The organism is Symbiobacterium thermophilum IAM 14863, from assembly GCF_000009905.1.
GTDB classification, from domain to species: domain Bacteria; phylum Bacillota; class Sulfobacillia; order Symbiobacteriales; family Symbiobacteriaceae; genus Symbiobacterium; species Symbiobacterium thermophilum.
The window spans coordinates 1,734,248-1,751,830 of record NC_006177.1 but is presented as its reverse complement, the minus strand read 5'-3'; the positions used below and the strand labels follow the sequence as shown (position 1 = coordinate 1,751,830).

The following is a 17,583-nucleotide window of genomic DNA, read 5'->3' as shown; positions in this document are numbered from 1 at the left end:
GGCTTTCCCCGTGCGACTTCTTTTGCTAAAGTGATAATGTCAACCTGTTTATACACCGACAGGAGGTATGCGCCGATGGCATCGCTCGTCCACAAGGCCCTGGACGCCGCACGCTTCACGGGATCCAGCCCCAAGGGGCTTTACTGGGCCTTCCGCCACCCGAATCCGGATGCCCCGCCCCAGACCTACCGCCTGTGCCGCCGTGACCGCAACGGCTGGAAGCTGCTCCTGGCGGCCAGCGCCGCCACCGGCGAGGTCCTCGCCTTCTACGTGGAGACGCCGGAGGATCAGCAGGCCGTCCGGGAGGCCCTGCGCTGGCTGGGGATTCGCGGAGAGGTGCTGCCCGGCGACCCGGCCGTGCTGCGGCTGGCCACCGGGCAGGAGTTCCCCTCGACGCTGGTGGGCGGCGAGAAGCCCAAGAAGCGCGGCGCGTGAGGGCCCGGGCACGAGGGCTCAGGCCCGTTCCTCCGCCCAGCGCCGCACCAGGTTCAGGCCCACCTCCACCGCCTTCTCCATCCACTGGGCCGACGCCCACTCCGTCCGGCTGTGGTAGTTCATGCCGCCCGTGAACAGGTTCGGGCACGGCAGGCCCATCTCAGTGAGCACGGCGCCGTCCGTCCCGCCCCGGATCGGCTTCAGCACCGGCTCCAGGCCGGCGTCGCGCACGGCCTCCAGGGCCAGGTCCAGCACGCGGGGGTCCCTGGCGACCCCCGCCTTCATGTTCCGGTAACCGCCGGTCTGGCGCAGGGCGGTGCGCGCCCCGGGGTGGCGCTGCTCCAGGCCGGCCAGCAGCCCCTCGACGATGGCCTGCTTGTGCGCCAGCCCCTCGTCCGTGAAGTCCCGGAGCAGGATCTTCATGGTCACTTCCTCGACGGAGCCGTTGATGGCGTCCACGTGGATGAACCCCTCGTACCCCTGCGTGCTCTCCGGCCGCATGGTGGCCGGGATGGCCATGCAGAACTCCGCCGCGAGGGCGACGGCGTTGATCATCTGCCCCTTGGCGGTACCGGTGTGCGCGCTCTTACCGGTGATCGTGACCTCCAGGTTCCGGGCGTTGAAGTTCTCCGCCTCCACCTCGCCCAGGGCGCTGCCGTCGAAGGTGTAGGCAGCGGTGGCGTCGAAGGCCGCGACATCGAACAGCCGAATCCCCCTGCCGGTCTCCTCGTCGGGGGTGAAACCGATGCGGATCGGGCCGCGGGGGGCGTCCGGGTTGCGGATGAGCCGGCTGACGATCTCCATGATGATCGCCACCCCCGCCTTGTCGTCCGCGCCCAGGAGCGTGGACCCGTCGGACGTGATGATGTCGTGGCCGATGCAGCGGCGCAGGGCCGGGTGCTCCTCGGGCCGGATCACCGGCCCGGCGGGCAGCCGGATCTCGCCGCCGTCGTAATTCCGGTGCACCAGCGGCTTGACGTTGTGCCCCGGCGTCCCGGGGAAGGTGTCAAAGTGAGCCAGCAGCCCGATCGCCGGCGCCCCCGGCCGGTTGCCGGGCAAGGTGGCGGTGACGATCGCGTGCTCGTCGACCCTCACCTCCTCCAGCCCCAGGGCCTTCAGTTCGGCCTCCAGCAACCGGGCCATGTCCCACTGCTCCGGCGTGCTGGGCACCCCTTCTCCCTCGCCAGACGGCGAGTCCACCTGAACGTACCGCAGGAACTTGGCAACCACGCCTTCGTTGAGCAGTTGTGCCTGATCAGGGCGATCCATCCTGGAAGCCTCCTTCAGTCGTCGCGTACCGTTCATGATTCGCCCTCGCTACCATTCCATCCCTGCCTCCGGCCTATACCACCGCCCGGCAAGCAGGCTCAACAGGGAAACCGCCGGGGCCCCCGGCCGGAGGCCGCCGATGGCGCGCGAAGGAGCAGCCGGATCAGGCCGGCTGCTCCAAGACCTTCTTCAGGGCGGTCAGCACCCGGTTCGGCAGGACCCGGGTGATCAGGTTGGTGCCCTCGCGCACCAGCTGGAGCACGTCGCCCTCCCCCGGCCAGGCCTCCTGCACCACGTCGTGCGGCACCAGCCTGGCGATCTGCTCCACCGCCAGCAACGCAAGCCCCAGGTCATCGACCTCGCCGATGAGGGGAATCGGGTCGGGAATCAGGTCGATCGGCGAGACGAAGTAGGCCACCGTGGCGCCGGCGATCACTTTGGCCGCCGGCGGCACGCGGGGATCCCGGGCGAGCCGCACCAGCAGGACGAAGAAATCGGGCACCGCCATCAGCCACGGGATCAGCGGCTGGGCCCACTGCGGGGCCTTCTCGGCCGCGTAGCGCCGCACCCGCTCCCTCAGCTTGTCGTAGAAGCCCTGGTGCTCCGGGATGGTCTGCTCCCCGGCGCTGGGAACGGGGACCAGGGCACCGGGTGAGAGCGCCCCCAGCGCGGACGTGTCGATGGGAAAGGCCATCACGTCGGCCAGCTCGACGACGATGCCGTCCCGGTCCACGTGCACCCCTTTCAGCCGGAAGCTGACGGGCACGTGCTCCAGCACTTCGCCCAGGTCCAGCCGCCAGACGCCGTCCTGGTACTCGCCCGGCAGCGCCTCGAAGGCCTTCTGCAGGGCCTTCTCCTTGACGAAGGCCGGCAGGAGGCCCATGTTGGTCCACGCCACGCCCAGCTTGACCAGGTTTCCCGCGGCGGCCATCACGGTGAAGCGCAGCTCCACCGGCACCAGCATGCGGACGGGTTCGACCGGCACCCGCAGCCGGACGAGGATGGCGCCGCTCTCCAGTCCCACCCGCAGGTCCTGCACGGCCCCGGCGGCGAAGCCCGCCAGGGCCTCCTCCACGTCGGTCACGGTCAGGGTCAGGGTCACCCCAGTGGCCCGCAGCACGCTAATCCCTCCACTCCCCGAGGCCGTCTCTGGTCGTCAGGGCCCAGGAGGTCCGCTCGCCCCCGGCGTCCCGCCACTCCACCTTCCAGGCCCACCAGCCCCGGCCGGTATCCGGAAAAGGGCTGCCCCGCCGTGCCCGGATCAGGCGGATCACCTCGCCGCCGCGGCGGCGCACCTCGTCCGCCAGCAACTCCCGATCCCGGCGGGTGCGGATCACGGAGACGACCACGACAGCGGTCAGCGCGAGCACGATGACGACCAGGTAGTTCATTATGCGTCACTCCTGACAGTTAGATTCCGCCGCGCCCGGAAAGGTTCGGCAGGCTGGGAGACGCCGCCCGGCGAAATGGGCAATGATATGGATCACCAGGAGAGAGGAACATGCCCATGCAGCCTTCGCCTCTGGACAGGGTCGCCCTGGTGCTCTACCAGCCGCAGGACGTGGTCAACGTGGCCGCCATCATCCGGGTCATGTCCAACTTCGGCCTCTCCGACCTGCGGCTGGTGGAGCCGGCCGCGTTCGACCCCCACCGCATCGCCGGCATCGCCCACCACACCGAGCCCCTCATCGCCCGCACGCGCCGCTTCCCCACGCTGGAGGCCGCGCTCGCCGACTGCGGCCTCACGCTGGGCACCACCGGCCGGCCCAGGGAGACCGAACGGCAGGTGCTGCCGCCCCGCGCGGCTGCACCGATGATCCTGGACCAGGCCCGGACGCAGCGGGTGGCGATCCTGTTCGGACCGGAGCGGGACGGCCTGCCCAACGCCGCGCTGGACCTCTGCCATGGCGTCATCACGATCCCGACGCACCCCTTCAACCGCTCGCTCAACCTGGCTCAGGCCGCGCTGGTCATCGCCTACGAGCTCTGGATGGCGTGGACCCAGCCCAACGACGGCCCGGCCCATCGCCCCCCCGCGGCCGCCGCCCCACCGGATGCAACGGAATCCCTGGCGACGGGTGCCGAGCGGGAAGCCCTTTTCGCGGCGGTGGACGAACTGCTCTCCGCCCTCTACCCCGGCGGCAGCCCCGGCCGCCGCTCCTCGGCGGCGGCGCGGCTGAGGGCCCTCCTGCTGCGCGCCCAACCCCGGCGCGAGGAGGCGCGGGCCCTCACCAACCTGTTGCGGCACGCGGCGCGGACCGGCAGGCGTTCCTAAGAGAAGTTCCCCCTCCGCCCCCGTTCCCCTGCCGGGGCGGGTGGCATGTACGGGCGGCGCGTGGACATACCCTCCTACAAGGGGAGGGTTTTTCCATGTCCACGCTGTCCGTCAGGGTCCGGAACCCGTTTCTGCTCAGGGGGTCGCTGGAGGTCGTGCTGGAGGTAGCCCGCATGGACCTGGCAAACGCCGAGATCGAGGAGATCCGGGGCCTGCTGGCCGCCATCCCCAACTCCGTTCGCCCCACCGAGCTGCAAGTCCCGGTGGCGGCGGCGCGCGCCGCACTGCTCGCCGTCCGCTACTTCAACCAGTCCCGCACCCGGCACTGGCTCCGGGAGGAGATGGTCAACGCCCTGCTCGATCTGGAGCGCGCCCTGGAGCGCCACCTGCGGGACGCGGCGGGCGGGGGGTGACAGCGCCCCCTGCCGGCCCCGGTCGCACACGCTACGCCCCCGTGTCGGCCTGCCCTTCGGCGATGCACGCCAGGATCCGCTCCAGGGTCTCCCTCCGCACCCGTTCGATTCCGTCAAAGTCCATGTGCGGCAGGTAACACTGCTCCAGCTCGTCGTGCACCGCCTTCGCCCGGCCCAGGTGCTCGACCTCCCGCCGGAGCGCCGCCCGGTAGGCCGCCTCGGCGCCGGCGACGGCGTCCGCGTAGGATGCGAGCTTCGCCGGGTCCACGAATGCGCCCGTGTCGATGACCTCGTCCCCTGGCCCGGGGGTATACTCGTGGGCCCAGGACGAGCTGATCACCCCCGCGGACAGGGCCCGCAGCCGCACGTGGTCCGGCCGCTCGGGGTACATGGTGCAGTGGAAGACGTCCGCGTCCAGGCCCCGGGCCAGCGCGGCGTCGACCACCCGCTGGACGATGGTCTTCTTCCCGGTGCCCGGGGGCCCGACCAGGACGAACCGCCGCCGCACGCCGTTGAACACTGGGCCGAGGAAGCTCCGCGGCCCGCCGTGAGTGATGGCCGACGCGAAAAGCCGGCGGGCGCGGCCCGGCCGCCCCGGGGCCGGATCTGTGCTGTCCTGCCCGTCGGCCGGGGCTCCCCGGAACAGCTCCGCGAGGATGGCCTCGCCGGCGGCTTGCATCCGGTCCTCGTCCAGGCAAGCCCGGTGGTAGGCCGCCCATTCGTCCAGCCACGCCTGCGCGGCCCGGCGGGCCTCGTTGGCCCGCTGGAACCAGAACTTGTAACCCCGGGTGAGCCGGATGATCCGCTCCTTCGCCTCCGGCGACCGCAGGGCCCGCTCGTCCCAGAACTGGCCCAGGTTGATGATCTCCTCCACCGCCCCGGGGTACTTGGGATCCACCACGTGGGGAGCCGTGCCGTCCAGCACCGCGGCGTCCGCGGCCGGGACGTAGATGGCGTCGATTCCCTCGTTGTCCGCGGAGCAGTGGAAGTACTCCACGTCGTGGCCCAGGGCCAGGAGCTCCTCCGCGATGCGCTTCATGAAGGTCGACTTGCCGGTACCCGGCCCGCCCTTCAGGATGAAGACCTTCCGGGCGTCGGCGGGTGCAATCTGATCGTACCGGGAGAAGAACCCGCCCGGGGTGTTGGCCCCGGCGAAGTAGTGGCTCACGGCACCAGGCCGGGTCATGGTACACACGCTCCTCTCCGCCTCAGGCTGGTTCACAACAGCTTAGCCTATGCGAAAAGGACGACCGCCAGACCTGTTTCACAGGCCTGGCGGTGTTGTTCTTCCCCCCTACTGAATGGCCGCGGCCACCTCGTCGATCATGGCTGAGACCGAGACCAGCCCGCCGCCGGAGAGGTACCAGTAGTTGGGATCCAGGTAGATGATCTTGCCGTTCTTGTAGGCGTTGGTCTGCTTGACCAGGTCGTTGTCGAAGGTATCCTTGGCCGGCTGGCCGCCGCCGGAGACCACCGCCGCCCGGTCGATGACGAAGATGTAATCGGGGTTCTTCTCCTTCACGTACTCGAAGGAGACCTGCTGGCCGTGCGTGCTCACCTCGATGGTCGGGTCGACGGCGGGGAAGCCCAGCACGTCGTGGATCAGGGCGAACCGGGAGCCCGGGCCGTAGGCGCTGATGGACTTGTCGTTGGAGAGCAGGATCAGCGCCTTCTCGCTGCCGCCGGCGACCTTGGTGCGGACCTCGGCGATCTTGTCCTCGATCTCCTTCAGCTCCGCCGCCACCTGCTCCTCCTTCTGGAAGATGGCGCCGATGGTCTCCATGTTCTTCCTGAAGGACTCCATGTAGTTGCTGGTGTCCACGGCCAGGTAGATGGTGGGCGCCAGTTCCGACAGCGCCTCGTAGTGGGTGGAGGTGCGGCCCGAGATGATGATCAGGTCGGGGTCAAGGGCGCTCAGGGCCTCAAAGTCGGGTTCCTGAAGGGTGCCGACGTTGGCGTACTTGCTGTGGGTGTACTGGGCGAGATACGGCGGAACGTTCCCCTGGGGCAGGCCCGCCACTTCGACGCCCAACAGGTCCAGCGTGTCCAGGATGCCGAAGTCGAAGACGACCACCTTCTGCGGGTTCACCGGAACGGGGGTCTCACCCAGCTGGTGGGTGATCACGATCGTGTCCTGGGCCGCGGGGGACGGCTCGGCCGTCTGGACGGGGCTGGTGCTGCCCCCGGTGCTGAGGTTGTTGGCACCCGTGCTCGTACCGCCGCCACACCCGACCACCGCGAGGGCCAGGGCGAGCAGCATGCTGACCAGGGAAACCTTGCGCTTCATCAGAGACCACCTCATGCGTTGATGTTTGCTCGTTGATTCTGCCTAGAGGGCGGCGGCCTGCTCGCCGGTGAAGTAGATGCACACCCGGCAGCCGCCCACAGTCTCAATGGGAATCTTCATCTCGTAGATGTCGCCCAGCACGTCGGAACGGATCAGCTCGTCAGGCGTCCCCGCGGCGGCCACCCGTCCGTCCTTCAGGGCGACGATGTGGTCCGAGTAGGCCGAGGCGAAGTTCACGTCGTGCAGGACCAGCACGACCGTCTTGCCCAGGTCGTTCGCCAGACTGCGCGTGATGCGCATGATCTGGACCGCGTGCTTCATGTCCAGGTTGTTCAGCGGCTCGTCCAGCAGGACGTACTCCGTGTCCTGGGCGAGCACCATGGCGATGAACGCCCGCTGCCGCTGGCCGCCGCTCAGCTGATCCAGGTACTTGCCTTCGATCTCGTGGAGGTCCAGGTAGCGGAGAGCCTCGTCGACGACTTCCCGGTCCTCCCTGGTCAGCCGCCCGTGGCTGTAGGGGAACCGGCCGAACTCCACCAGCTCCCGCACCGTCAGCCGGATGTTCAGGTGGTGGGTCTGCTTCAGGATCGCCAGCCGGCGGGCCAGCTCCTCCGACTTGTACTGGCCGATCTCCCGCCCGTCGATCAGGATCTGGCCGGAGTCCTTGGGTAAGAGCCGCGACATCAGCGAGAGCAGGGTCGACTTGCCCGCGCCGTTGGGCCCGATGAGCGTCGTCACCTTGCCCTTTTCGATGTCCAACGAGACGTCGTGCAGCACCCGCTTCGGCCCGAAGGACTTGGAAACGCCCCTCACCTTTACCATGCCGTTCTCTCCTTCAAGACCAGGTAGAGGAAGTACATGCCGCCGATGAAGTTCACGATCACGCTGACCGGCGTGGAGTAGGCCAGGACCCGCTCCATGATGAGCTGCGCCCCCACCAGGAAGACCACGCCCACCGCCACCGCCGCGGCGATCAGCGGCCCCCGCCGGTAGGTGTCCAGCAGGTGGTAGCTGATGTTGGCCACCAGCAGGCCCAGGAAGGTGATCGGGCCCACCAGGGCCGTGGCCGCGGCCATGAGCACGGCCACGACGATGAGCATCCGCCTGAGCACCGGGCCGTAGTCCACGCCCAGGTTGATGGCGTGGTCCCGCCCCAGAGCGATGGCGTCCAGGGTCCGCACATACCGCAGCCCGTACAGCATCACCGGGATCATCAGCCCCCCGCCCAGGAAGAGCAGATTGGTGTTGACCCGGCTGACGCTGGCGAACAGGCGGGACTGCAGGCCGGCGTACTCGTTGGGGTCGATGAGCACCTGCAGGAAGGTGGTCAGGCTGCCGAACAGGGTGCCCATCACGATGCCCATCAGGAGCAGGAAGTGGAGGTTCGTGCCGTCCTTGCGGAACAGCACCTGGTACAGCAGCAGGGCAAAGCCGATCATCAGCGTCACGGTGATGAGGAAGTTGATCTGCTGGTCGACGAACTGCAGCGCCGTGGACCCCCAGAAGAAGACCATGATGGTCTGGAACAGCTGGTAGACGGAGTCCATGCCGATGATCGACGGGGTCAGGATCCGGTTGTTGGTGATGGTCTGGAAGACGACCGTGGCATAGGCGATGGCCGTGCCGGTAAGCGCCATGGCCAGCACCTTGTGGGTGCGCAGCCGCAGGATGTACTGAATGTTCCCCCGCAGCGGGACGAACAGGTAGAGGCCGACGACGGTCAAGGCCAGCAGGAGGAGGATGCCCAGGATAATGAGGTTCCGCTTATGCTTCACGGGTTCGCTGTCCCTTCCATAGCAAGTAGAGGAACATGGCGCTGCCGATCACGCCGACCGTCAGGCCGATCGGCACCTCGTACGGATAGATGAGCAACCTCCCCACGATGTCGCAGGCCAGCAGGAAGACGGCGCCCACCAGAGCCGTGAGCGGCAGGTTGCGCCGCAGGTGATCGCCCTGGAAGATGGAGACCAGGTTGGGGATGATCAGCCCGAGGAAGGGCAGCATCCCGACGGTGAGAAGCACCAGCGCGGAGACCAGGGAGACCAGGGCCAGCCCGACGTTGACGACACTGCGGTAGTTCACGCCGAGGTTGGTGGCAAAGTCCTCCCCCATGCCGGCGATGGTGAACCGGTTGGCGTAGATGTAGGCGGCGATCACCGCCGGCACGGAGAAATAGAGCAGCTCGTAGCGCCCCTTGATCACCAGGGCGAAGTTGCCCTGGAGCCAGGTGGTGACGGCCTGAAGGAGGTCGTACCGGTACGCGAAGAACGTCGTGATCGAGCTCACAATGCTGCCGAACATCAGGCCCACCAGCGGGATGAACACGGCGTCCTTCAGCTTGACCCGTTCCAGGATCGCCATGAAGATGTACGTGCCGGCCAGGGCGAACACCAGGGCGAGGACCATCTTCTGCAGCATCGTGGCCGAACCGAAGAGGATCATCGCCACCAGGATGCCCAGACGGGCGGAGTCATCGGTGCCGGCCGTCGTCGGCGAAACGAACTTGTTGCGGCTGAGCTGCTGCATGATCAGCCCGGATACCCCCATGCCGACCCCAGCCAGGATGATCGCGGCGGTCCGGGGCACCCGACTGGTCATGAGCACCATTCGCTGGTCCTCGGTCAGCCGGAGCACCTGCGTCACGCTGATGTCCGTCACGCCGATGAACAGCGAACCGACGGTGAGGACGACGAGAAGAACGGTGAGCAGCGGGATCAGGAGCGATCGTTTCACGGTGAACACACATCCATCGCAGCGTGTCTCCTCGATGATAGTGATAATCATTCTCACCGATCTGATCATACCGGATCACACCGGCCGGTGACATGGACCTTCCTCAACTTGACATGGAACTTCCTTACCCTGACGTATCCGCTGCGAACTCCGGTTCCAGCAGGTGCAGCGTAAGCCGTTCCACCAGCCATTCGTACCGGGCCGCGTCCTCCACCCCGCACCAGCCCACCGCCAGGCAGCGGGTCCCCTCCGGTCCCACGGCGTCGGCCCACTCCGCCGGGAGCGAGGGCCGAGCCCGACCCTGGACCAGAAACAGGGCCGTCCTGCAGCCGAAGGCGGCCACCTCGTCCAGGGACGCAACCCGGACCTCCCGCAGCCCGTGCACGGTGCGGCAGGGGGTGAAGCCGCCGGAGATGTAGAGCAGGTCCCCCAGCCCCGGATGGCGGGTGCCGAAGACCCGGTAACCGTCCGTATCCACGCCCACCACCAGGAAGGGCGTGTCCCCGAACCGGCTGCGGACGAGGCCCTTCAGGTGGCACAGCCGCCGTTCCATGATAGCGGTCCAGTGGGCGGCCACGCTCTCCAGGCCCAGCAACTGCCCCAGCTTCCGCACCCGCCGGCTCCACGCGGCGCCCGGAGGGGCCTCCTCTTCCTCCCGCGGGCACGCGGGCGGGCTTGCGGCGCTCTCAGGCACCGGCTCCGCGGAATCGTGCGGCGGGGCGGCCAGCCCGAAGATCGCCAGGTCGCCGCAGGGGACGTTCACGTCCGGGCGGGCGCGGATCTGCCGGACGAAGGCGCTGGGCGCCAGGCCCAGTTCCCGCTTGAACACCCGGCTGAAGTAGAACTCGTCCTCGTAGCCCACGGCGTGGGCCACCTCCGCCACCGACCGGAAATCCCCGGCCAGTAGCCGCAGGGCCTTCCGCAACCGGAGCGCCGAGAGGTACTTATGCGGCGTGAGGCCGGTGAGCAGCCGGAATGCCTCGTAGAACCGGTGGGGGCTGACGCCCGAGTTCCGGGCGATCAGCTCGATGCTGTACTCCCGCTCGCTGTGGGCGGCCATCTGGCTGCGGACCTGCTCCGCGTAGCTCAGGAGCGAGTACTGCCCGGGTCGCCGGCGCGCCCCGCTCAGGTAGGCCGCCATCAGCTCGTAGAGGTGTGCCTGGATGCGGAAGAAGTCGATCAGGGGCGCAGACCCGCCGTTCGCCGCATCCGCCCTGGCCTGCAGGGCCGGCTCCACCCCGGGAAGCCGCACCGGAACCGGCGGAACCCAACTGGCTATGCTGTGGCCGTGCCCTTCCCCCCGGGTCTCGAAGTACAGCATCCGCAGTTCCCCGGCGTGATCGCTCAGGCTGGTGACCCACACCTGCTCGTCCGGGCAGAGCAGCAGGACCTCCCCCTGCGCGACCCGGCAGCTCCACCGGCCGCGCACGCCCTCGCCCACCGCCAGAAGGCTGCAACTGTCGCTCCACACGAACCGGCCGTAACGGACAGACGGCACCTCCACCGTGCGCCTTGCACCCAGCGCCAGCCGCTGCTCGCCCAGGTAGTGCAGGGCCGGGAGGCCGAGTCCATCCGACATCCACATCTCCCCTCATCGGGCAAACGTCATACACATTATATGTGATAACGGTTATCATTATCAAGTCGAGGAAGGCCGGCGGGCCTGTCAAGCCAAAGTGGGTACGTCTCACTTCCAAAAGTGTTCTGTATAAATCTGGTTCTTGAACGGACGCTGACTACCGTTCTCGTTTTTTACCTGGTCACCAGACCCGCAAACCCCCTGAACGTCTTGGAGTATCCTCCGCTGTTGTTGCGACCGGCGTTCAGGATCGGCATGCGTGCATGCCGGGCAGCATCGACTCCCCGGCCTACGGTCTCACGAACCCGATGGCGCACTTTCTCCGCAGCCGCGTTCACAGATTCAAGCCCCAACGCACGCTCAACGTACTGTACGGCCCCCCGTAAAGCGCCGCGATAATATGCTGCCATCACCTGCAGCATTGCCATCAGGCCACTTTCCGACCAGCTCCGCCCCACCTTCCGCAGCCGTGCCGAATACCGCTCCACCGCCCCTTCCGCGGCGCCCACGCCGCGTAACCCCTCAACGTTGACGCCCCGCTCTTGCAGCCGAATACGGTAATCTCGAATTGACTCCGGCATCGTCCTGAGGTCGGCCAGCAGCCGGCGCATCTTCCCACGACGATCCGTGTCGGTCTCGGCTTTATGCGCTTCATCCAGCACCGCCAGCAACCGTCCAGCATCGTTTGCTTCAAGTGCAGCGTGTGCCTGCTCTAAGCGCTGGGGCCGGTGGCGCAGCACATGGTTTAACTCCCGCTTCAGGTGGAACCGATCGATCTGGTACAGCGCCTTGGGAAACCACGTCACGCCCTCCCGGATCCACAACGCCCGGTCCCCGTTGATGATCACCCAGGTCTCGCTTAGGTCGTACTCGCTCTCCAGAAGCTCGCTCAACTGCTCCCAGCTATCCCTGCCCGGTTCGGGCACGAAATCGCGCCGGTTCACCAGGCTGTACTCCTTACTACCTGGGCCTCGCTGGATCCAACCCTCATGAATCACAAACAGCCGGACTTCTGCCTTCTTGCCACGCTGACGAGCTGGCCAGAACCCGTCTGCCTCGATGAACAAGACCCGCACACGTCGGGTACCGGCCAACGTCATCTGCTGCTGTTTTTCCGCCGCTGCAAGCGCCCTTCCGGTCTGCAGGTTCCACTGCCGAATCGCTTCATGGCTGACAAACACCTGGCAATCCCGCCGCTCCAGCTCTGCCGCAGCACCCCGGTACGATCCAGCTGTCACAGACGCTTCAACCGCATCTGCCCTTACCGAGTCACTCACCCGCTGCCGTTTCGCTATTCCCAACACCTCATCCAGCAGGAACACGAAACGCTCTTCCTCGCGGTCCCAGTAGTAGCGGCGCTGGAACGTGATCGGCCCGAACTTGGTGACGACGCTTCGGGACCGCATTTCCTTGTACACATACCGACTCGGGTCTCGGCTCTCGTACAGCGCCGTGTCAATCGCAGAGAGCGCCTCGACCAAAGCCTCGCGGAAGCAGTCGAGTGTCTGTTGCCAAGCCAAACGTTCAATCTCCTGAAAGGAGAAATCCACCGCAGCACGAATTTGCTCCATGACGAGAGATGACCCTCCTCGTGTTGGTATTGGCCAATCTCAACACTTTGGAAGGGCACATCTCTCGTCCTGCTATTTCAGGAGAAAAAATGTGTTGTACCCACGAAAACTTTACTCACACAAGGCCGGCTGATCGCCTGCCCGGTGCCGGACGCGCAAGGGCCCGGATGAGCGCCACGCTCACCCGGGCCGGATCATGCCCGTATGGCCGGGATCACATCCCCGCCAGTGCCACCCGCAGGAGCTCGGACACCGGCCCGGGCAGCACGCCCAGCACCAGCGTGCCGGCGGTGGCGATGGCCAGCACCACCTGGGCGGCGGTGCGGGTGGGCGGATGCGGCTCCTCGCCCTCCTCGGGCTGCGGGGCCACCTTCGTCCGCGTGAAGGCGGTACCGATCACCTTCAGGTAGACGTAGGCGGAAATGCCGGTGGAGAGGATCAGACCGGTCAGGACGATCCAGGCGCCGCCCCGCACGGCGGCGATGGCCAGCAGGAACTTGCCCACGAACCCGCCCGTCGGCGGCACGCCGATCAGGCCGAAGAACAGCACGGCCAGGCAGACGCCCACCCACGGGCTGCGGTAGAAGAGCCCCTTCAGGTTGGCCAGCTGCGAGCCGTCCACCCCGTCCGCCTCCAGGATGCGGACGACCGCGAAGACGCCCATCGTCGCGAAGCCGTAGGCGGCGAGGTAGTAGGCGGCGGCAGACAGCCCGTCCAGCCCCAGTCCCGGGATCGCCATGATCAGGTAACCGGCGTTGGCAATGCCGGAGTAAGCCATCAGCCGCTTCAGGTCGCTCTGCCAGATACCCACCGTGGCGCCCAGCATCATCGAGGCGAAGGCCAGGATGGACAGCGGCAGCAGGAAGGACGGCTGGTAGGCCTGGGGGACGGCCGCGACCAGGAGGCGGGCCATGGCGGCGAAGGCCGCCGCCTTGGTGCCGATGGCCATAAACGCCGTCACGGGCGTCGGCGCGCCCTGGTAGACGTCGGGCGCCCAGATGTGGAACGGCACCAGCGCCATCTTGAACGCCAGGCCCACGATGGCCAGGCCCACGCCCACCTTGTAGTAGAGGCCCACCGACCAGGCGCCCTCGCTGGTGAACGACCGGGCGGCCGCGGCGATGCCGGTGAGCGACATGGTACCGGCGGCGCCGTAGATCAGGGCAAAGCCGAAGATCAGGAACGCGGCGGCCACCGAACCCAGCACGAAGTACTTGAAGGCCGCCTCCCGGGCCGCCATCCGCTTCGGCGCGAACGCGATCATCACGTACAGCGCCAGCGACAGCAGCTCGATGCCGAGGAAGATGACCATCAGGTTCCCGGCGCCGCCCAGCAGCACCATGCCCATGGCAGCCCAGAGCAGGAGGGCGAGATAGCCGGACTGGTCCTCCCGCACCCTGCCGAAGGAGAGCAGGATCGCCAGGAGCGCGGCGCCGAGCAGCACCAGACCGTAGACCGCGGCGAACCGGTCCATCACCAGCATGCCGTGGAAGCCGAACGGCTCGGCGGCCCCCCGCCAGAGCGGCACCAGGTACCAGCCCGCGACGAGCACCGCGCCGACCGCGGCGACGTACATGGGCCCCTGAATCGTCTCGTACCGGAAGAGCAGGTCCAGCAGCAGGATCAGCAGCGCCCCGGCGGCCAGCGCCAGGAGCGGCGCCGCAATGGTGAAGTTGAGATCGACAGGCACGCGAGCCCCTCCTTACATGACCACCGGGTGCTTAGACGTAGAACATGTAGTACGCGACCACCAGCAGGACGCCGGCGAAGACCGTCAGCACGTAGGAGCGGACCAGGCCGCTCTGCCAGCGGCGGAGCAGTCCGCCGAGCCCCCGGGACAGTGCCCCCAGCCCGTTGACCACGCCGTCGATGCCGCGGGGATCAAACAGGTCGCCCACGAACTCCGCCGTCGCCCGGGCAGGCTGCACGAAGGCCACATCGTACAGCGTGTCCACGTAGAACATGTTGTAGAGGATGCCCGGCTTATGCAGCGGGTCGAGCTCCACCGCTCGCCGCGCGCCCGCGGGCCGGTAGAGGTACCACGAGATGAGGCCGCCCGCCAGGGCCACGGCCACGGACAGGCCGGCGACCACCGGGTTGACGGACTCGTGGTGCAGCTCCAGCGTCGGGAAGGCGGGCTCCAGGGCGGTGAGCTGGACGTGGTCGAAGAACAGCCAGCCCGAGACCACCGACAGCACGGCCAGGATCGCCACCGGCCACTTCATGGCCGCGGGCGTCGCATGGTCATGGCCGTGGCTGTGCCCATGCGCATGGGCCGCCTCCTCCGCCGCGGCCTGCGCCCGGCTGCGCTTCTTGCCCGCGGGCTTCGCCGGCGGCACGTAGGCGTCGCCCAGGAAGACCAGGCTGAAGAGCCGCACGTTGTAGAAGGCGGTCAGCCCGGCCGCCACGATGGCGATGGCGAACAGGGCCCACTGCCCCTGGCTGTACGCCGCGAGCAGGATCTCGTCCTTGGAGAAGAACCCGGCGAAGGGCGGCAGGCCGATCAGGGCCAGGGCGGCGGCACCGAAGGTGAGGCCGGCGAACCGGTCCCGGTACCAGAGGCCGCCCATGTGGCGGATGTCCTGGTCGCCGCCGTAGTGGTGCACCACGATGCCGGCGGCGAGGAACAGACACGCCTTGAAGAACGCGTGGGTGAAGAAGTGGAAGTCGGCGGCGACGTACGCCCCGAGACCGTTGGCCAGGAACATGTACCCGATCTGGGACAGGGTCGAGAACGCCAGCACTCGCTTGATGTCGAACTGGCCGGCCGCGACCAGGGCGCCGAACAGCGCCCCGAGGCCGCCGATCCACGCGACGGCCATCGCCGCGCCCGTGGCCACCTCGTAGATCGGGTAGGCCCGGGAGACCAGGTAGACGCCCGCCGTCACCATCGTGGCGGCGTGGATCAGCGCCGACACGGGCGTGGGGCCTTCCATCGCGTAGGGCAGCCAGGTGTGCAGCGGCAGCTGCGCCGACTTGGCCGCCGCGCCGATGAGCAGCAACAGGCCGATCAGGTTCAGCGCGGAGGCGCTCACCGGTCCCTGCGCGATGGCGCCGAAGACGTCATCGAACTTGAAGGAACCGAAGTTGGCGTAGATGAAGGCGATGCCGGCGAACAGCCCCGCCTCGCCGATGATGTTCATCACGAAGGCCTTGATGGCGGCGTTCTGGGCGCCGGGCCGCGTGAAGTAGAAGCCGATCAGCATGTAGGAGGCCAGGCCCACGCAGCCCCAGCCCATGGCCAGCCCGACGAAGTTGTCGGAGAGCACGAGCAGCGTCATGGCGAAGATGAAGAAGTTCATCTTGGCCATGAACCGGCCGTAGGACTCATCCTCCCGCATGTAGGCGGTGGAGTAGATGTGGATCAGCAGGCCGGCCCCGGTGACGACGAGGGCCCACCAGAGGGACAGTCCGTCTGCCACAAGGCCCAGGTCGAGCAGGCTGCCCCACGAGGTGAGGGCCGACCGGATCGGTGCGACGGCGCCGCCGCCCCAGTACTGCGCCGCGACGGCCACCGTCAGGGCGAACGAGATCGCGACGGAGCCACAGGCCACCCAGGACACCAGGCTCTTCGACCAGGTGTTCCGGAAGTAGCCCACGATCGCCGCGCTCAGGAGCGGGACGACGACGATGGCCGGCAGCATCCAGGCGAGGTCCATGGTCACACTTCCTTCCCGGGTGGTCTAGAGTTTGAGCTCGTTCACGCGGTCCACGTCCACCTCTGCGCGGCGCCGAAACAGCAGCACCGTCAGCGCCAGGCCGATGGCCACCTCCGCCGCCGCCACGGTGATCACGAGGAAGGCCATGATCTGTCCCTCGTAGCCGCCGTGCGCCCGTCCGAAGGCGACGAACAGCAGGTTGGCGGCGTTGAGCATCAGTTCGATGCACATCAGGATGGCCAGCGGGCTGCGCCGCACCAGCACGCCGATGCCGCCGAGGGCGAACAGGACGGCGGAGAGGGCGACGTAGGCATTCAGCGAGAATGCGGGCATGTGGCTCTCCCCCTCCCTTACGCCCGGTGGCGGCCGACGAGGAGCATGACCCCGATCACAGCCACCATCAGGATGAACGCCAGGATTTCAAACGGGAACACGTTGGTGGTGAGCAACTCGTAGCCGAAGGCCTTCACCTGGCCGAAATCCGCGGGCACCTGCGTCCAGCCGATCCGGCCCTCGCCGCCGAAGAGGCCGACGATGGCCAGCATCACCAGCAGCGCGCCGCCCACGGCGTAACCGATGAGCTTCGGCCTGGTCAGCTGCCCCGCGTCCTTCTCCACGGGATCCCTCCGGGCGGTGAGCAGCGTGATGACGAACAGGAACAGGATCATGATGGCGCCGCCGTAGACGATGAGCTGAATCACGGCCAGGAACTCGCTCTGCAGGCTGAGGTACAGGGCCGCCAGCCCGAGGAAGGCGAACACGGTCGACATCACCTGGTAGACCGGGGGCTTCGCCAGGATCACCCCGAGGACGCCGGCGACGGCCATCAGCCCTGCGATGATAAACAGCGCGTTCATGCGTTCACCGCCTTCCGCCGGAAGGGCGGATATACGTTCATGGGCACCTTGAAGCCCGAGGGATTCCGGTTCACCAGCTGCTCCTTCTGCAGGATCAGAGACTCACGGGTGAAGTCAGCCAGCTCGAACTCCTGCGTCAGGTGCAGGCAGTCGGTCGGACACGCTTCCTCGCACATGCCGCAGAAGATGCAGCGCAGAAGGTCCACCTGGTACTTGTACCCGTAGCGCTCGCCGGGGCTGTGCGGGTTGTCCGGATCGTTCTCCGCCGCCTGCACGGTGATGGCCGCGGCCGGGCAGGCCACCTGGCAGAGCTCGCAGCCGACGCACATCTCCAGGCCGTTCTCGTAGGTCCGCAGCTCGTGGCGGCCCCGGAAGCGGGGCGCCCGCGGCCGCTTCACGTACGGGTAGTCGACGGTCACCGGCTTGCGGAAGAGGACCTTCAGGGTCGTCGCCATGCCCTTGGCGATCGCCGCAACTCCGTTCATTGCAGAACACCTCCCCCAGC

At 67.6% G+C, this 17,583-nt stretch carries 18 protein-coding genes; 3 read left to right on the top strand and 15 right to left on the bottom strand.

Going from position 1 to position 17,583, the window contains the following annotated elements:
- Positions 1 to 75: 75 nt before the first annotated feature.
- Positions 76 to 435, top strand: a complete 360-nt coding sequence (locus STH_RS08125; protein WP_011195740.1) for a hypothetical protein — start codon at positions 76 to 78, stop codon at positions 433 to 435.
- A gap of 18 nt (positions 436 to 453) precedes the next feature.
- Here STH_RS08125 and pepT read toward each other — a convergent pair whose 3' ends face one another.
- The 3 genes from pepT to STH_RS08110 all read right to left on the bottom strand — a co-directional run bounded on the left by pepT (position 454) and on the right by STH_RS08110 (position 3,095).
- Complete coding sequence (gene pepT, locus STH_RS08120) at positions 454 to 1,704, bottom strand: peptidase T (protein ID WP_011195739.1); 1,251 nt, start codon at positions 1,702 to 1,704, stop codon at positions 454 to 456.
- A 163-nt stretch (positions 1,705 to 1,867) separates the two neighbouring features.
- Entirely contained in the window at positions 1,868 to 2,824 is a 957-nt protein-coding gene (locus STH_RS17155) for a YkvA family protein (RefSeq protein ID WP_011195738.1), read from the bottom strand.
- Position 2,825: 1 nt separating this feature from the next.
- Positions 2,826 to 3,095: a hypothetical protein gene (locus STH_RS08110; protein ID WP_011195737.1), complete on the bottom strand. Its 270-nt coding sequence runs from the start codon at positions 3,093 to 3,095 to the stop codon at positions 2,826 to 2,828.
- Between the two features lie 110 nt (positions 3,096 to 3,205).
- Here STH_RS08110 and STH_RS17150 point away from each other — a divergent pair, with 110 nt between their 5' ends.
- Both STH_RS17150 and STH_RS08100 read left to right on the top strand, forming a co-directional pair.
- Positions 3,206 to 3,979, top strand: a complete 774-nt coding sequence (locus tag STH_RS17150; RefSeq protein WP_011195736.1) for an RNA methyltransferase — start codon at positions 3,206 to 3,208, stop codon at positions 3,977 to 3,979.
- 95 nt (positions 3,980 to 4,074) lie between these two features.
- Positions 4,075 to 4,392 carry a hypothetical protein gene (locus tag STH_RS08100; RefSeq protein ID WP_011195735.1) on the top strand — a complete coding sequence of 106 codons (318 nt, stop codon included), beginning with the start codon at positions 4,075 to 4,077 and terminating at the stop codon, positions 4,390 to 4,392.
- A 31-nt stretch (positions 4,393 to 4,423) separates the two neighbouring features.
- On the opposite strand, the gene STH_RS08095 is transcribed toward STH_RS08100, so the two are convergent.
- The 12 genes from STH_RS08095 to nuoI all read right to left on the bottom strand — a co-directional run bounded on the left by STH_RS08095 (position 4,424) and on the right by nuoI (position 17,563).
- Entirely contained in the window at positions 4,424 to 5,578 is a 1,155-nt protein-coding gene (locus tag STH_RS08095; protein WP_043713801.1) for a PRK06851 family protein, read from the bottom strand.
- Between the two features lie 108 nt (positions 5,579 to 5,686).
- Positions 5,687 to 6,679 (bottom strand): siderophore ABC transporter substrate-binding protein, encoded by a 993-nt coding sequence (locus STH_RS08090; protein ID WP_011195733.1) that lies wholly within the window; start codon positions 6,677 to 6,679, stop codon positions 5,687 to 5,689.
- Positions 6,680 to 6,721: 42 nt separating this feature from the next.
- Complete coding sequence (locus STH_RS08085; RefSeq protein ID WP_011195732.1) at positions 6,722 to 7,501, bottom strand: iron ABC transporter ATP-binding protein; 780 nt, start codon at positions 7,499 to 7,501, stop codon at positions 6,722 to 6,724.
- Positions 7,495 to 8,454, bottom strand: coding sequence for an iron chelate uptake ABC transporter family permease subunit (locus tag STH_RS08080; protein WP_011195731.1), 960 nt, complete (start codon positions 8,452 to 8,454; stop codon positions 7,495 to 7,497). The genes STH_RS08085 and STH_RS08080 overlap by 7 nt, the downstream gene beginning before the upstream one ends.
- Positions 8,444 to 9,412 carry an ABC transporter permease gene (locus STH_RS08075; protein ID WP_011195730.1) on the bottom strand — a complete coding sequence of 323 codons (969 nt, stop codon included), beginning with the start codon at positions 9,410 to 9,412 and terminating at the stop codon, positions 8,444 to 8,446. The genes STH_RS08080 and STH_RS08075 overlap by 11 nt, the downstream gene beginning before the upstream one ends.
- 124 nt (positions 9,413 to 9,536) lie before the next feature.
- Positions 9,537 to 10,991 (bottom strand): helix-turn-helix domain-containing protein, encoded by a 1,455-nt coding sequence (locus STH_RS08070; protein ID WP_043713799.1) that lies wholly within the window; start codon positions 10,989 to 10,991, stop codon positions 9,537 to 9,539.
- A gap of 173 nt (positions 10,992 to 11,164) precedes the next feature.
- Positions 11,165 to 12,562: an ISLre2-like element ISSyth3 family transposase gene (locus STH_RS08065; RefSeq protein ID WP_011195728.1), complete on the bottom strand. Its 1,398-nt coding sequence runs from the start codon at positions 12,560 to 12,562 to the stop codon at positions 11,165 to 11,167.
- A 214-nt stretch (positions 12,563 to 12,776) separates the two neighbouring features.
- Positions 12,777 to 14,252 (bottom strand): NADH-quinone oxidoreductase subunit N, encoded by a 1,476-nt coding sequence (locus tag STH_RS08060; RefSeq protein WP_011195727.1) that lies wholly within the window; start codon positions 14,250 to 14,252, stop codon positions 12,777 to 12,779.
- A gap of 31 nt (positions 14,253 to 14,283) precedes the next feature.
- Complete coding sequence (nuoL, locus tag STH_RS08055) at positions 14,284 to 16,221, bottom strand: NADH-quinone oxidoreductase subunit L (protein WP_043713798.1); 1,938 nt, start codon at positions 16,219 to 16,221, stop codon at positions 14,284 to 14,286.
- A 24-nt stretch (positions 16,222 to 16,245) separates the two neighbouring features.
- Positions 16,246 to 16,554, bottom strand: coding sequence for an NADH-quinone oxidoreductase subunit NuoK (gene nuoK, locus STH_RS08050; RefSeq protein WP_011195725.1), 309 nt, complete (start codon positions 16,552 to 16,554; stop codon positions 16,246 to 16,248).
- 17 nt (positions 16,555 to 16,571) lie between these two features.
- Positions 16,572 to 17,078, bottom strand: a complete 507-nt coding sequence (locus tag STH_RS08045) for an NADH-quinone oxidoreductase subunit J family protein (RefSeq protein WP_011195724.1) — start codon at positions 17,076 to 17,078, stop codon at positions 16,572 to 16,574.
- Positions 17,075 to 17,563: an NADH-quinone oxidoreductase subunit NuoI gene (gene nuoI / locus STH_RS08040; protein WP_011195723.1), complete on the bottom strand. Its 489-nt coding sequence runs from the start codon at positions 17,561 to 17,563 to the stop codon at positions 17,075 to 17,077. The genes STH_RS08045 and nuoI overlap by 4 nt, the downstream gene beginning before the upstream one ends.
- Between the last annotated feature and the right edge of the window lie 20 nt (positions 17,564 to 17,583).

Coding starts and splice junctions, on each gene's coding strand:
- STH_RS08070 (WP_043713799.1), bottom strand. CDS start 10,991: ATGTCGGATGGACTCGGCCTCCCGGCCCTGCACTACCTGGGCGAGCAG.
- STH_RS08085 (WP_011195732.1), bottom strand. CDS start 7,501: ATGGTAAAGGTGAGGGGCGTTTCCAAGTCCTTCGGGCCGAAGCGGGTG.
- STH_RS08065 (WP_011195728.1), bottom strand. CDS start 12,562: ATGGAGCAAATTCGTGCTGCGGTGGATTTCTCCTTTCAGGAGATTGAA.
- nuoL (WP_043713798.1), bottom strand. CDS start 16,221: ATGGACCTCGCCTGGATGCTGCCGGCCATCGTCGTCGTCCCGCTCCTG.
- STH_RS08125 (WP_011195740.1), top strand. CDS start 76: ATGGCATCGCTCGTCCACAAGGCCCTGGACGCCGCACGCTTCACGGGA.
- STH_RS08100 (WP_011195735.1), top strand. CDS start 4,075: ATGTCCACGCTGTCCGTCAGGGTCCGGAACCCGTTTCTGCTCAGGGGG.
- nuoI (WP_011195723.1), bottom strand. CDS start 17,563: ATGAACGGAGTTGCGGCGATCGCCAAGGGCATGGCGACGACCCTGAAG.
- nuoK (WP_011195725.1), bottom strand. CDS start 16,554: ATGCCCGCATTCTCGCTGAATGCCTACGTCGCCCTCTCCGCCGTCCTG.
- STH_RS08095 (WP_043713801.1), bottom strand. CDS start 5,578: ATGACCCGGCCTGGTGCCGTGAGCCACTACTTCGCCGGGGCCAACACC.
- STH_RS17150 (WP_011195736.1), top strand. CDS start 3,206: ATGCCCATGCAGCCTTCGCCTCTGGACAGGGTCGCCCTGGTGCTCTAC.
- STH_RS08110 (WP_011195737.1), bottom strand. CDS start 3,095: ATGAACTACCTGGTCGTCATCGTGCTCGCGCTGACCGCTGTCGTGGTC.
- STH_RS08090 (WP_011195733.1), bottom strand. CDS start 6,679: ATGAAGCGCAAGGTTTCCCTGGTCAGCATGCTGCTCGCCCTGGCCCTC.
- STH_RS08045 (WP_011195724.1), bottom strand. CDS start 17,078: ATGAACGCGCTGTTTATCATCGCAGGGCTGATGGCCGTCGCCGGCGTC.
- pepT (WP_011195739.1), bottom strand. CDS start 1,704: ATGGATCGCCCTGATCAGGCACAACTGCTCAACGAAGGCGTGGTTGCC.